The following is a 12355-nucleotide window of genomic DNA, read 5'->3' as shown; positions in this document are numbered from 1 at the left end:
CTTCTGCGCCTTCGTGCCGAGTGCGCGGAACCCACACCAGAGCCAAAACGATAAGCGATTTGTAACGCGTAGGGTGCACTCTGTGCACCGATTGACGCCCGAAAGTGCACCAAGTGCACCCTGCTCCAAGCATCTCGCACCCGAATGAACAAATCTCGAATCAACGAAGCTGCGCCAGCAGTTGTGACAGCATGCGTTGCGCCTGCGCCGCGTAGCCGCCACCGAACAGGTTGGCGTGGTTGAGGATGTGGTAGAGGTTGTAAAGCGTTTTACGCACCGCATAGCCAGGATCGAGCGGCCAGGCCTCGCGATAGGCCGCATAGAACGCCGGGGCAAAACCGCCGAACAGTTCGCTCATGGCCAGATCGCATTCGCGATCGCCGACATAGATCGCCGAATCGAAAATCACCGGCGTCCCACAAGGGGACTCCGGCTTGCCATGCCCTGAGGGACATGCAGGCTCGCAGGTGCCGTCGGCGAGATAGCCGTGGTTACCGCCCCACAAATCGCCATGCAGCAGCGAAGGGGTGGGCCGGTAACCGACGAAGAAGCCATCCAGCCGCACCATCAGCGCTTCGCCGTCCCGTTGCAGCGCCCCGCCATAACCGTTTTGCGCGGCCAGTTTCAGCTGATGCCCGAGCCGCTGCTCGCGCCAGAAGGCAATCCAGTCATGCCGCCATCCGTTGGGCTGCGGCGTGCTGCCGATCCAGTTGTCGTGCGCCCAGCCGAATTGCGCTCCCTCCGGCCGGGCCTGCGCCGCACGGTGCAACCGCGCCAGCTGCTCGCCCAGCCGCGCCGCATCGCCATGGCCGCGCAGATCCAGATACTCCAGCACCAGAAACGCCGGCCCCGCTGCGACGCCCGAACATAGCGGCCGCGGCACGCGCACACTGTCCGTGGCGGCCAGCGCATGTAGCGCGGCCGCCTCGGCCTCGAACATTGGCAGCCGCTCGGCACGATTCGTCTTGACGAACCAGGCGTGCGCCCCCCCGCTGGCACGGAAGGCCCGATTGATATCGCCGCCGCCAATTGGGCGCAGCGTAAGGGGGGGGCAAGGTGTGCCCGTGGCGACGCCGATCGCTTCGGCCAGGGCGGCGGCGAGCGTCATGCGCGTGGAACGGGGGGCGCCACACAAGCAAAACGCGCCTCGCAGGGCGCGTCAAGCTGAAAACCGGCCAAAATGTGCATCCATTCCTGGCAGCCTGCCCGCTTTATTTTGCCTTGGGACGATGCTCGAACATCTTGGCAATGCCGGGATCGCGCGAGGCGCCTGCGGCTTCCATGCGCTTGAGGTATTCGTCCCATAGCGCGGTCTGTTTGTCGCCGAGCTCGTGCAGGTATTCCCAGGAATAGATGCCGGTATTGTGGCCGTCGGAGAAGAAAAAGTTGATGCCGTACAGGCCGACTGGTTCGGCGGCATTGATCAGCACGTCGTTCTTGCCGACTTGCAGCACTTCCTGGCCGGGGCCGTGGCCGCGCACTTCGGCGGACGGGGAAAAGACGCGCAGGAATTCAAACGGCAGTTCGAAATGCGCGCCGTCGGAAAATGCGATTTCCAGCTTGCGCGAAACTTGATGCAGCTTGATGTCGGTAGGGGTGGGAGTGGCCATGATTGAAACGCTCGTAATAATTCCAACCCAAAGTTTAAACCCGCAGCGCGGAGATTAAACCCTTGCACGACAAGGGGATGCGGCCAACTGTGGCCTGAAAACTGGTGCGTCCGGCGCGATTCGAACGCGCGACCCCTGCCTTCGGAGGGCAGTACTCTATCCAGCTGAGCTACGGGCGCAAGGACGATGAAGCATAGCCGGTTTGCCATGCGCCGTCTATCCACCGGGCACACAGCCCTTTCCTGACGGGGTGGCTTTCCCTATAATCCACGCTTTTGCTGCCACCTCCCCAAAGGATAATTTCATGGCCGATTCGAACGTAAAGATGACCCCAACCAAGCCCAAGGACGTCATCGTTTCCGTTGTCGCTGGACTGTTGGCCCCCCTGCTGGCGATATTTCTGATTGTTCAACTGGTCCTCGGCATCCAGGCAGACCAAAAACCCGACACGTCCAGCGAAGCCGCCCAAAAAGCGACTCTCGAACGCATCAAGCCGTTTGCGGAGCTGGCGGCACTCGACGCCAGTGTGCCCGTGGTCGAAAAATCCGGTCAGGAAGTCTATGCAGCGACTTGCGTGGCATGCCACGGCAGCGGCGTACTCGGCGCACCCCGCTTCGAGAACAAGGGCGACTGGAGCGCGCGCATCGGCCAGGGCTACGACATCCTGCTCAAGAACGCGATCGAGGGCATACGCCAGATGCCGCCACGCGGCGGCAGCGCCGACCTGACCGACGTCGAAGTCGCGCGTGCAGTCGTCTACATGGCCAACGCAGCCGGCGCCAGTTTCAAGGCGCCGGAAGCGGCAGCCCCGGCTGAAGCGGTGGCGGCAACGCCGGAAGCGGAAGCGGCGCCAACCGCCGTGGCGGCCGCGCCCACGTCGGACCCGATCAAGGGCAAGAAGATCTATCAGACTACGTGCGCGCTTTGCCACGCCGCCGGCCTCGCCGGTGCGCCCAAGCCGGGCGACATGGCAGCCTGGGGGCCGCGTGTGGCACAGGGCTACGCGACGCTATACAGCCACGCGATCACCGGTATTCGCGGCATGCCGCCCAAGGGTGGCAACCCCAGCCTGTCCGAGGCCGATATAGCCAACGCGGTCGGCTACATGTTCAGCGAATCCGGCGGCAAGCTGTAAGCAGAACGCAGGCGCAGACGCCCGCAGTCGAGGCCGCATCGCCTGTCGGATCGCCCTACGCAGGAGAAAGCACACGCATCAGCGACGGTAGCCCGGCCCCATGCCGCCGCCCGTGCCCATGCCGGAACCCATTCCAGGTCCGCGGCCTGCGGGCGGCGCGTCGGGCAGGGTCTTGCCCTGGGCTTTGGCGCGCTCCTGCATTTTTTCGTGATGATCCAGGCGGAAGGCGTCACGCTCCTGTTCGGTATTCAACGCGCGCATGCGGGCATGGTATTCATTGCGCTCCTGCGGGGTCATCAGTTCATACCCATAAATTTTCTCGCGATCCTGGGTCTGGACCTGGTCGCGGGGCTGCATTGGGTCACCCATCCGGTTCTGGGCCTGCACGGAGGCCGCTGCCGAGATGACAAGTGTCAGCATCAATACGGAAACATTTTTCATCATGATTTCCTTTGCAAAGGATTGGAAAATCGCACGCCATTGGCCTGCGACAGAATTCAATCTAGCTAGAAATTTCGCTTATTCCAGGAGCCGCTATGGCGCAACCTGAATCGCCGTCACGATGATGGCGCCCTTGATGGTCTCGGCACGGAATTTCACCGTGTCGCCCACCTTGACGCCGTTCAGCAACTCTGGCGGTTGTACCCGGAACACCATGGTCATGGGAGGCATGTCGAGGTTGACGAGGGAGCCGTGCCAGAGAGTGATCCCGGCGTTCGCGGCGTCGATCTTGCGCACCACGCCCTCGCTCATCGCACTGGCCTGGGCGGCGGGCGGCGTTACGGGCTGGGCGTGAAGCGGGGTAACAATCGCCAGTGTGCCCAGCAGGGAAATCCATTTTTTCATTTTGCAGCGCCTTGTTCGGAGGTGACGGTGATCGTGCCGCGCATGACGGCCTCGTAATGGAGCGGAGCGTCGCGCCAACCTTGATACTGTTTGAGAGGAGCGACCGCTGCCACATTCACGGCTCGGCCTCGACTGCCTGCGCTGCGGGCGTCCCCAGCAGCCATGCGCATGCCAGCGCCGCATGACGGAAAAAAACATTCAACATGATGAATCTCGCAAACCACGCGGCGGTACCACCGCGATTCGAATCGGCCGAATCGGAATGAATCAGCATGACGCGCCGTCAGCCGGCGCGGGATTCAGGCGAGGAAGCGCCGGGGCGGTCGCTCGAGACTGCCGGGGACGAAGCCGCTGAAGGAGGCGGCAGCTGGGGAAACAAAACGGATCGAGGCCGGCGCGGTGGCCGTGCTGTCGCTGGCCGGAATCGGCAGAACCGACGCCAGTGCGCACGCGGCGCAGTGTTCGCAATCGACTTGTGTGGAAGGCGTATCCGGCTGGTCCGGCTCATGGCATCCCGCCATCATCCCGCCAGCCATCGCCATCGATTCCGCCGTCGCCCGATCCGACAACACGCAGCCCAGTATGGCGGCAGACGCAAAGGCCTGCAGCGGCAGGGCCAGCATCAGCCATATCAGCAGGAATCGGTGGGAATGAGCGCGCACGCGGGCAATGTAATCAAAAAATAAAGTCCGTCCAAAAGCCCATGGCAGGGCCGCCCGGTTCCCGATCCACCGCGCCGCTCACGGGCGGCGCTTGCGCGGCTCATAATGCACCACGGCGCGCATGATCTCGGAATAGGGAAATTCGGCATGGCCGCCAAAGCGCTCGTGGCCCTGCAGTACGGTGGCGGCGATATCGGTGGTTTCATCCGCCGCGCTCGTCATTGCCGCCGCCAGCCCGCGCACGCCGCCGCACTGGGCGCGGATTTCCTTGCCGAACGGCCACGGTGCATCGGGACTGATTTTCAGTGCGAATTGCGCGTTTTCGTGCAGCGCCCGATGGAACGCCAGACAGTGCTCACGCACTACTGGATCGCCGCAGGCAATCACTTCGCGTTCGGCCAGGTTGATCTTGCGCGAACGGTCGCAGCGCACGCAGCACGACAGCAAGGCCCGCTCGAACGGGCAGCTGTACTCGATACAGGTCTGGCGGGCCAGTTTGTAAGCGCCTTCGTTGTACTCGGCCATAGGGTCGGAAACGCGGGTTAAACCCAGGTTATCAATTTAAGCCAAATCGCCGTTGCAGGAGCACGTGCATCCACAAGGCGCGGGTTTTAACCGCCTGGAATTACGGGCTTTTTCTTCGCGTTTCTTCGCGCACTTCGCGGAAAAAACGTTTTTACCAGTCGTCACCGGACAAACTCGCATCCAGTTCGCGCTCGGCCATGAGCGTCTCCTGCGCGGCGATTTCGTTGTCGGCGAAGATCATCTTGTACTTGTCGCCGGTTTTGGGGTCGAGTGTCTTGCGCAATTCGTTGGCATGGGCCCTGGCTTCCTTGAAGCCCGCCCACTCGCCCTGCTTTTCCAGCACCTTGAACATTCCCTGACGAAACACGTAGTAAGGCATGGTCCCTCCTCAGCTCAGTTTGCCGTGGCAGTGCTTGTACTTCTTGCCCGAGCCGCACGGGCAGGGGTCGTTGCGGCCAACCTTGGGGTAGGCGTCAGCCGGTATGGCATTGGCGACAGCGGTCTCGGCAAAGTCCTGCGCCTCGTCATATCCTTCATGCTGGTATTGCACGTTGGATGGCTCTTCGGACAATTCTACCCGCACATCCTCGGGCGCACGCACCTGAACCGTGGTGGCGATCTGGGTGACCTCGGCCTTGATCGCAGCCAGCATGCCGGAGAACAGCTCGAATGCCTCGCGCTTGTATTCCTGCTTGGGCTGCTTCTGTGCGTAGCCGCGCAGGTGGATGCCCTGGCGCAGATGATCCAGTGCCGACAGGTGTTCGCGCCAGTGGCTGTCGATGCTTTGCAGCATCACCGCACGCTCGAACTGGCGCAGGCCATCGACGCCGACCTGCGCTTCCTTCTCCTTGTACAGCGTGTCGGCGACATCCATGACCTTCTTGCGCAGCCCCTCTTCGTTCAGGGTCTTTTCTTCATCCAACCATTGCTGCAGCGGCAGGTCGAGCGAGTACTGCGCGGCCAGGGTCCTTTCCAGGCCGGCCACGTCCCACTGTTCGTCCATGCTGCCCGGCGCAATGTGCTGGTCGATGGCGTCGTTCAGCACGTCGTTGCGCATGGCGCGGATGGTGTCGCCGATGTCGGTGCTCGCCAGGATTTCGTTGCGCTGTTCGTAGATCACCTTGCGCTGGTCGTTCGACACGTCGTCGTATTCCAGCAACTGCTTGCGGATGTCGAAGTTGCGCTGTTCGACCTTGCGCTGCGCGTTCTCGATCGCGCGTGTCACCCATGGATGCTCGATCGCCTCGCCCTCGGGCATCTTCAGGCGATTCATGATCGTGGCGACGCGGTCGGAAGCGAAGATGCGCAAGAGCGGGTCTTCCAGCGACAGGAAGAAGCGGCTGGAGCCGGGGTCGCCCTGGCGTCCTGAACGGCCGCGCAGCTGGTTGTCGACGCGGCGCGACTCGTGGCGTTCGGTACCGATGATGTGCAGGCCGCCGGCCGCCAGCACGGCGTCGTGGCGCACCTGCCAGTCGGCCTTGAGCGCGGCGATGCAGCTGGTTTTTTCGCTGTCGGAGAGCGCCTCGTCCCGGTTGTTGGCATCCAGCTCCCTCTGAATGCTGCCGCCCAGCACGATGTCGGTGCCGCGGCCCGCCATGTTGGTGGCGATGGTGATCCCACCGGTCATCCCGGCCTGCGCAATCACTTCGGCTTCGCGCTCGTGCTGCTTGGCGTTCAGCACGTTGTGCGGCAGCCCGGCTTTTTTCAGCTCGGCGGAGAGTTTCTCGTTGGCCTCGATCGAGGTGGTGCCCACCAGCACCGGCTGACCGCGCTCATGGCAGGCGCGGATCTCGTTGATCACCGCCTGGTCGCGTTCGGCCGCGGTGCGGAAGACCTGGTCGTGTTCGTCCTTGCGGATCATCGGGCGGTGGGTCGGCACGACCACGGTTTCCAGCCCGTAAATGCTCTGGAACTCGAAGGCTTCGGTGTCCGCAGTGCCGGTCATGCCCGACAGCTTCTCGTACATACGGAAATAGTTCTGGAAGGTGATCGACGCCAGCGTCTGGTTTTCCTTCTGGATCGCCACGCCCTCCTTCGCCTCGACGGCCTGGTGCAGGCCTTCCGACCAGCGGCGCCCGCTCATCAGGCGGCCGGTGAATTCGTCGACGATGATGACCTCATCGTTCTGCACCACGTAGTGCTGGTCGAGGAAGAACAGCGCATGCGCGCGCAACGCGGCGTACACATGGTGCATCAGCATGATGTTGGTGGCGTCATAGAGGCTGCCACCGGGCGGCAAGAGGCCCATTTCGGTGAGGACGGCCTCGACTTTTTCGTGCCCGGCTTCGGACAACAGCACCTGGCGCGTTTTCTCGTCGACCGAGTAATCGCCCTCGGATTCCTCGTCCGGCTGCCGGATCAGCTGCGGCGGCACCTCGTTGATCTGCTGGTACAGCGCGACGTTTTCTTCCGACTGCCCGGAAATGATCAGCGGCGTGCGCGCCTCGTCGATCAGGATCGAGTCGACTTCGTCGATGATGCCGTAGGCCAGCGGGCGCTGCACTTTCTCGCCCAACTGATAAACCATGTTATCGCGCAGATAGTCGAAGCCGTATTCGTTGTTGGTACCGTAGGTGATATCTGCGGCATACGCGGCCTGCTTTTCGGCATGCGGCATCTGCGACAGGTTGATCCCGGTGGTGAGGCCGAGAAAGCCATACAGACGGCCCATCCATTCGGCATCGCGGCTGGCCAGGTAATCGTTCACCGTCACCACGTGCACGCCCTTGCCGGTCAGCGCATTCAGGTACGCGGCCAGCGTCGCCATCAGCGTCTTGCCCTCGCCGGTGCGCATCTCGGCGATCTTGCCGTCGTGCAGCACCATGCCACCGACCATCTGGACGTCGAAATGGCGCATGCCGAGCACCCGCTTCGACGCCTCGCGCACCACGGCGAAGGCTTCCGGCAGCAGCTTGTCGAGCGTCTCGCCTTTTTCCAGCCGCGACTTGAACTCGGCGGTCTTGCCGGCCAGCTCGGCGTCGGACAGTTTCTCCATCGCCGGCTCCAGCGCATTGATCGCTTTCACCTTTTGCAGGTATTGTTTGACCAGCCGCTCGTTGCGGCTGCCGAAGACTTTTTTGAACAGGGATTGCAGCATGGGGAATCCGAAATGCCCGCAAGACGCGGTAAATCGTTGAATTTTAACATAGGGATGCAGGCTTCCTGTGACGCTGTCAAGACAGCGGAACGGGGTTGCCGCGATGCCTGGTCGCCACGCCCATGAGCGCCGCCAGCCTCGCCGACCTGCTCGCCAGCCAGCTGCCGCACGGCCTTGTCGTGCGCGCCCGCGCCCTGCTCGACACCCAGGCCGCGCTCGACCGTGCCCTGCCCGCCGCGCTGGCAGGGCACGTCCGTGTCATGCAACTGGAAAACGCCGTGCTGAGCCTCGCCTGCGACAGCGGCGCCGTCGCCAGCCGCCTGCGCCAGCAGACCGACGCGCTGATGGCCAGCCTCGGCAAGCGCGAAATCGTGGTAACGACAGTGCGGATCAGCGTCAATCCTGAACTTCTCGCGCGCTACGTCCACCCGGTCGAAAAAACCGGCCTGCCGCCTGCCGCACTGAACGAACTGGCGCACCTCACCACGGAAATTGAAGAAGGGCCGCTGAAGGACGCGATCGACCGCCTGCTGCGCCATCACCGCAAGGGCTAGGGCCCCTTCGGCGTCACCTTTCTATACTGGTGGTCATGCATGCCAGAATCCGGGCTTGCCGGATCCTTTCTCCTCAAGTTTCCTGGAGCGCATGATGCGATCATTCATCAGCCACACATTCACAGCGGTCGTGGTCATGGCAGCGTCAAGCGCTGCGGCGGTGCCCCCTTCCATCGTCACCCAGGGCAACGGGGCGGCAGTCGCCTGTGCAAGCTGTCACGGGGTGGACGGAGCAGGCAATCCCCAAGCCGGGTTTCCGGTGCTGGCACAACTGCCGCCGGCATACTTCGCCAAACAGATCGCCGACTTCAAGGCCGGCACCCGCACCCATCCGGTCATGACACCCATCGCGCAGGCGATGAGCGTCGAAGACGCCGAATCCACTGCACGTCATTATGCGAGTCAGCCGCGCCCGAAAGCCGGCGCAAGCACGGTGGACCCCGCTGTCATTGCGCGCGGCAAGAATCTGGCGATCAACGGCGCCTGGGACCGACAGGTGCCGCCGTGTTTCAAATGCCATGCCGTGGACGGCCTTGGCGTAGCGCCGGCATTCCCAGCGATCGCGGGACAACATGCCGCCTACACGGTGAGTCAATTGCAGGCCTGGAAAACCGGCGCCCGAACCAATGATCCGCAAAAGCTGATGAAGGCGGTTGCGGAGAATCTCACCGATGACGATATACGTTCAGTCGCCGAATATCTGGCAACGCTCGGAACCCGGCGGGAAGGAAAATGAATAGATCTGTAGGGTATGCGTTCTGTGTGCTCGCCTTGGGCGGCATGCTCGGCGGGTGCGACAAGCAGCAGCCCGAACCGAAGGCCACCGAAGCGGCGGCGGCGAAGCCGGCCGGCGGCGAGCAAACCGGCTTCGCGGACGCACCACCCGACGGTGCCGCGGTGGATTCGGCCAAACGGCCCGCCGCTTTCACGCCCCCGGCCGAAAGCAAAATTCCACAGAACGAGTACGGCGAAATGGTATTGCTGGGCAAGAATATTTTTACGAACACCCAGCAACACGCCAAGGCTTACGTCGGCAACGGCATGAACTGCGCCAACTGTCACCTGGACAATGGCCGCAAAGCCGATTCGGCACCGTTGACGCTGTAGAAAAACCCCTTTTCAGCCAAATTGGCGACGTAAAAAACGGCGTGGAATTTCCACGCCGTTTTCAATTCATGATTTGCAACTTACCGAACCGATTCGGTGGGATGTTCCGATCAGTCATGGCAGCATCTGATTGACGTAGTGCGGGCTGCCCGCCCCGTCCCTACTGCGCATACCCGTGATGCGCCAGCTTCTCGATGTTGTGCACCAGGCAGTAGAGCTTCCACTGCGCATCCACTTTCTTCTGCCCCCGCAAGGTGAAGCGGTTGAGCTGTTTGTTGTGCCGCAAGTTGCCGAACACCGGTTCCACCGTGGCGAAGCGTCGTCCGTATCGCGCCTGTCCTTCCGGGCAATCGATACGGACTTTCATCTTGTCGGTGAAGGACTCCGTGCCGTCAGCCTTGCCCTGAAAGAAACTCACTTGCCGGGTCTTGGTCCTGGTCGGCGTGCGTAGACACTTATCCCGTTGTGCGCACGGTACGCAGTCCTGCTGCGCGCCCTGAAATTTGACGGCAACGAAACCATTGATGATGCAATGGCTGCCGTTGCCGTAGAGTGTCTTGCCCGCAGGGCAAACGCAGGTCTGCGCGTCCATGTCATAGCGAAAGTCTGCGGGGCGATAAACAGCAGTCGGCTTCTTCTCTTTCTTCTGGCCGGATTTGTCGTGCAGAGGATCGGGGGCCTGCTTGTGTTTGTCCTGATCCTTGAAGCGTGGATCGCGTTGCCGCATACCGTTGTCGGCAATCAAGGCGTCCACTTCCAGTTCAGTAAGTTGCTTAAGGTTGGCTTCTGAGTGGTAACCCGCGTCCGCTGTGATGAGGCTGGCCGGGGTGATGAGTGGAGCATCATTCAATGCGACCTGGATGGCTTTGACCACCGGTACCAGCAGTTCCTGTTCGCTGCCGGTACCGTGGGCCTGCGCGTCCACGATGATCTGGTGACGGGCATCGACGGCGGCCACACCCGTATAACCCTGGATGACGCCTTTGCTGGTCGCCATCTTGGCGGATTCGTTGTCGGTGCGGTTGCTCTTCCGTATCGTGCCTTTGCTGCCCTTGCGATCATCGGGATGAGCGGTGAGCCATTGACGCAGTTGGGCGGCATCGGTTTGCAGGCGGCTGATGCGCTGGACTTCTTTCTGTCTGAGGTCGGCCTCGACCGGTTTGCTGTCCTCTTCCCGATGCCGTTCGAGCATGACGCGGGCAGCGGCTTCGAGCTTGGTGGCCTGGTGCTCGAAGTCGGCACGGGTGCCGCTCTTCTGTTTGCTGGCGTTGCTGGGCAGCTTGACGCCGTCGATGGCAAACATCTCGCGTCCGATCAAACCCTGCCGGTCGCACAGGTAGAGGATTTGGGTGAAGACGCGGGCGATGTCGTCGGCAAGCTTCGAGACAAATCCGGCAATCGTGGTGAAGTGGGGCTGGGTGTCGCCTGACAGGGCGATGAAGGTGACGTGGTCACGGCAGACTGCTTCAATGTTGCGACTGGAAATAATGCCCTGGCTGTAGGCAAACAGCACGACCTTGAGCAGCATGGCAGGCGGATAAGCCGCCGCACCGGTCGCGTCGTTGTTGAAGCGGGCATCGAAGCTGGACAGGTCCAGCTCGTGGTCGATGAGGTGATTGAGCGCGTGCTCGAAAGTACCGGGAAGCAGTTGCCGTTGCAGGTCGACGGCAAGGAAACGGGGGCTGGTGTCGATATGCTTGTAGCGCGCCATGCGGTCTGTGCCATCACAAAATCAATGCAGCGATGTTGATGCAGGCGGGAGGCTGGGGCAAGATGCGGGAATGATTATTTTTAGGGGCTTTTTATACAGCCTCGTTATGGGCCGCGTATGTCCTCTACCCCGCATACCGCCAGAAAACCCGGCAGGTCGATACCATCCAGAGCCGTATCCAGGGGTGCTTCCTCTACAGCATGAACGGCAAGGCGCCCGCTCTGGACAGCAAGGAAATGACCGCTTTGGTGACTTACCATTACTGGCTCGCCAAGGGCGCACCGACCGGCGTCAAATTGCCCGGCCAGGGCTATGTCAAAGTGGCGAAGCCCGCACTGACACCCGACATGGCGCGCGGACGCGGCGTATACGAGAACAATTGCGCGATATGCCACGGCGCCAACGGTGAAGGCATCAAAGCGCGCGGCGAGTATGCGTTTCCGCCTCTATGGGGCAAGGATTCGTTCAACTGGGGCGCCGGCATGCATCGCGTTAACACGGCGGCGGGCTTTATCCAGGCCAACATGCCCTATGGGCTCGGTGGCACCCTGAGCGATCAGGAAGCCTGGGATGTGGCCTTGTTCATGAACAGTCATGAGCGCCCGCAGGATCCGCGCTTTAAAGGCAGTGTCGCGCAGACGCGTGACAAGCATCACGACGAAAACTGCCTGTATGGGCGCACCCCCGAGGCGTTGGCGGCGTCCATCGAGCGGAAGGCCGAGGCCGCGGGCAAAGCTGCTGCCAAACCGGCAACCGAACAAGTGGAAGCTTATTCCCCGGCGGTCTCGCACTAACAAGCACGATTACGCACCGAGGCGCCCCGGGCACGCAATCATTCAACGCGCGTCGCGGTTTTCACGGTCGCGTCCCCGGTAGGTCTGGCTGGCGGGTTGCCCCGGCAATGAGCGCCCTTTTTCATCCCGCCCGGCCTCGCCGCGCGCCTTCTCATCCAGGCTGCGTGTCCGCGGGGCCTGCACGCTGGCCGGCGGCGCCGGACGCGGCGCGGGTGTTGCCTCCCGGCGCACGACAGGCCGCTCGCGGGTCGGGGGTCGAGTGCCCACCGTGGCCTGCTCACGCGGGATCACCGATTTCCTTATCTCCTCATAGC

General features: G+C 62.3%; 16 protein-coding genes and 1 tRNA gene. 5 read left to right on the top strand and 12 right to left on the bottom strand.

The window, feature by feature from the left end; all coding sequences use genetic code 11:
* Positions 1–160: 160 nt before the first annotated feature.
* From ACZ41T_RS10535 to ACZ41T_RS10525, 3 genes are all read right to left on the bottom strand, one after another.
* Positions 161–1108, bottom strand: a complete 948-nt coding sequence (locus tag ACZ41T_RS10535) for a fructosamine kinase family protein (protein ID WP_464921351.1) — start codon at positions 1106–1108, stop codon at positions 161–163.
* A 103-nt stretch (positions 1109–1211) separates the two neighbouring features.
* Complete coding sequence (locus ACZ41T_RS10530) at positions 1212–1610, bottom strand: gamma-butyrobetaine hydroxylase family protein (protein ID WP_464921350.1); 399 nt, start codon at positions 1608–1610, stop codon at positions 1212–1214.
* 102 nt (positions 1611–1712) lie between these two features.
* Positions 1713–1789: transfer RNA gene (locus ACZ41T_RS10525), tRNA-Arg, on the bottom strand.
* A 125-nt stretch (positions 1790–1914) separates the two neighbouring features.
* Between ACZ41T_RS10525 and ACZ41T_RS10520 the strand changes: the two genes are divergently transcribed.
* The gene (locus tag ACZ41T_RS10520; protein WP_464921349.1) at positions 1915–2745 is read left to right on the top strand and encodes a c-type cytochrome; all 831 of its coding nucleotides are present in this window, start codon (positions 1915–1917) and stop codon (positions 2743–2745) included.
* Positions 2746–2823: 78 nt separating this feature from the next.
* Here the strand turns inward: ACZ41T_RS10520 and ACZ41T_RS10515 are convergent, their stop codons facing one another.
* From ACZ41T_RS10515 to secA, 7 genes are all read right to left on the bottom strand, one after another.
* The gene (locus tag ACZ41T_RS10515) at positions 2824–3186 is read right to left on the bottom strand and encodes a hypothetical protein (RefSeq protein WP_464921348.1); all 363 of its coding nucleotides are present in this window, start codon (positions 3184–3186) and stop codon (positions 2824–2826) included.
* Positions 3187–3279: 93 nt separating this feature from the next.
* Positions 3280–3591 (bottom strand): copper-binding protein, encoded by a 312-nt coding sequence (locus ACZ41T_RS10510; RefSeq protein WP_464921347.1) that lies wholly within the window; start codon positions 3589–3591, stop codon positions 3280–3282.
* A 115-nt stretch (positions 3592–3706) separates the two neighbouring features.
* Positions 3707–3865: a hypothetical protein gene (locus ACZ41T_RS10505; protein WP_464921346.1), complete on the bottom strand. Its 159-nt coding sequence runs from the start codon at positions 3863–3865 to the stop codon at positions 3707–3709.
* A 25-nt stretch (positions 3866–3890) separates the two neighbouring features.
* Positions 3891–4253 carry a hypothetical protein gene (locus tag ACZ41T_RS10500; RefSeq protein WP_464921345.1) on the bottom strand — a complete coding sequence of 121 codons (363 nt, stop codon included), beginning with the start codon at positions 4251–4253 and terminating at the stop codon, positions 3891–3893.
* A 78-nt stretch (positions 4254–4331) separates the two neighbouring features.
* Positions 4332–4778: a hypothetical protein gene (locus ACZ41T_RS10495; protein ID WP_464921344.1), complete on the bottom strand. Its 447-nt coding sequence runs from the start codon at positions 4776–4778 to the stop codon at positions 4332–4334.
* Positions 4779–4929: 151 nt separating this feature from the next.
* Positions 4930–5157, bottom strand: a complete 228-nt coding sequence (locus ACZ41T_RS10490) for a hypothetical protein (RefSeq protein WP_464921343.1) — start codon at positions 5155–5157, stop codon at positions 4930–4932.
* Between the two features lie 9 nt (positions 5158–5166).
* Positions 5167–7875 carry a preprotein translocase subunit SecA gene (secA, locus tag ACZ41T_RS10485; RefSeq protein ID WP_464921342.1) on the bottom strand — a complete coding sequence of 903 codons (2709 nt, stop codon included), beginning with the start codon at positions 7873–7875 and terminating at the stop codon, positions 5167–5169.
* Between the two features lie 122 nt (positions 7876–7997).
* Between secA and ACZ41T_RS10480 the strand changes: the two genes are divergently transcribed.
* From ACZ41T_RS10480 to ACZ41T_RS10470, 3 genes are all read left to right on the top strand, one after another.
* Positions 7998–8429 carry a DciA family protein gene (locus ACZ41T_RS10480; protein ID WP_464921341.1) on the top strand — a complete coding sequence of 144 codons (432 nt, stop codon included), beginning with the start codon at positions 7998–8000 and terminating at the stop codon, positions 8427–8429.
* Between the two features lie 136 nt (positions 8430–8565).
* The gene (locus ACZ41T_RS10475) at positions 8566–9165 is read left to right on the top strand and encodes a c-type cytochrome (protein WP_464921340.1); all 600 of its coding nucleotides are present in this window, start codon (positions 8566–8568) and stop codon (positions 9163–9165) included.
* Positions 9162–9536 (top strand): hypothetical protein, encoded by a 375-nt coding sequence (locus ACZ41T_RS10470; protein ID WP_464921339.1) that lies wholly within the window; start codon positions 9162–9164, stop codon positions 9534–9536. Before ACZ41T_RS10475 ends, ACZ41T_RS10470 begins: the two co-directional genes overlap by 4 nt.
* Positions 9537–9696: 160 nt before the next feature.
* On the opposite strand, the gene ACZ41T_RS10465 is transcribed toward ACZ41T_RS10470, so the two are convergent.
* Positions 9697–11247, bottom strand: a complete 1551-nt coding sequence (locus ACZ41T_RS10465; protein ID WP_464921023.1) for a transposase — start codon at positions 11245–11247, stop codon at positions 9697–9699.
* A gap of 164 nt (positions 11248–11411) precedes the next feature.
* Here ACZ41T_RS10465 and ACZ41T_RS10460 point away from each other — a divergent pair, with 164 nt between their 5' ends.
* Complete coding sequence (locus tag ACZ41T_RS10460) at positions 11412–12041, top strand: c-type cytochrome (RefSeq protein WP_464923960.1); 630 nt, start codon at positions 11412–11414, stop codon at positions 12039–12041.
* A gap of 42 nt (positions 12042–12083) precedes the next feature.
* Here the strand turns inward: ACZ41T_RS10460 and ACZ41T_RS10455 are convergent, their stop codons facing one another.
* Complete coding sequence (locus ACZ41T_RS10455) at positions 12084–12308, bottom strand: hypothetical protein (protein WP_464921338.1); 225 nt, start codon at positions 12306–12308, stop codon at positions 12084–12086.
* Positions 12309–12355: the final 47 nt, after the last annotated feature.

The organism is Thiobacillus thiophilus, from assembly GCF_055378705.1.
This window is presented reverse-complemented; position numbering and strand designations above follow the sequence as displayed.

Excerpts from the sequence above, each read along its gene's own strand:
- ACZ41T_RS10490 (WP_464921343.1), bottom strand. The coding sequence starts at position 5,157 with ATGCCTTACTACGTGTTTCGTCAGGGAATGTTCAAGGTGCTGGAAAAG.
- ACZ41T_RS10480 (WP_464921341.1), top strand. The coding sequence starts at position 7,998 with ATGAGCGCCGCCAGCCTCGCCGACCTGCTCGCCAGCCAGCTGCCGCAC.
- ACZ41T_RS10510 (WP_464921347.1), bottom strand. The coding sequence starts at position 3,591 with ATGAAAAAATGGATTTCCCTGCTGGGCACACTGGCGATTGTTACCCCG.
- secA (WP_464921342.1), bottom strand. The coding sequence starts at position 7,875 with ATGCTGCAATCCCTGTTCAAAAAAGTCTTCGGCAGCCGCAACGAGCGG.
- ACZ41T_RS10530 (WP_464921350.1), bottom strand. The coding sequence starts at position 1,610 with ATGGCCACTCCCACCCCTACCGACATCAAGCTGCATCAAGTTTCGCGC.
- ACZ41T_RS10515 (WP_464921348.1), bottom strand. The coding sequence starts at position 3,186 with ATGAAAAATGTTTCCGTATTGATGCTGACACTTGTCATCTCGGCAGCG.
- ACZ41T_RS10495 (WP_464921344.1), bottom strand. The coding sequence starts at position 4,778 with ATGGCCGAGTACAACGAAGGCGCTTACAAACTGGCCCGCCAGACCTGT.
- ACZ41T_RS10475 (WP_464921340.1), top strand. The coding sequence starts at position 8,566 with ATGGCAGCGTCAAGCGCTGCGGCGGTGCCCCCTTCCATCGTCACCCAG.
- ACZ41T_RS10465 (WP_464921023.1), bottom strand. The coding sequence starts at position 11,247 with ATGGCGCGCTACAAGCATATCGACACCAGCCCCCGTTTCCTTGCCGTC.
- ACZ41T_RS10535 (WP_464921351.1), bottom strand. The coding sequence starts at position 1,108 with ATGACGCTCGCCGCCGCCCTGGCCGAAGCGATCGGCGTCGCCACGGGC.
- ACZ41T_RS10470 (WP_464921339.1), top strand. The coding sequence starts at position 9,162 with ATGAATAGATCTGTAGGGTATGCGTTCTGTGTGCTCGCCTTGGGCGGC.
- ACZ41T_RS10505 (WP_464921346.1), bottom strand. The coding sequence starts at position 3,865 with ATGCTGATTCATTCCGATTCGGCCGATTCGAATCGCGGTGGTACCGCC.
- ACZ41T_RS10520 (WP_464921349.1), top strand. The coding sequence starts at position 1,915 with ATGGCCGATTCGAACGTAAAGATGACCCCAACCAAGCCCAAGGACGTC.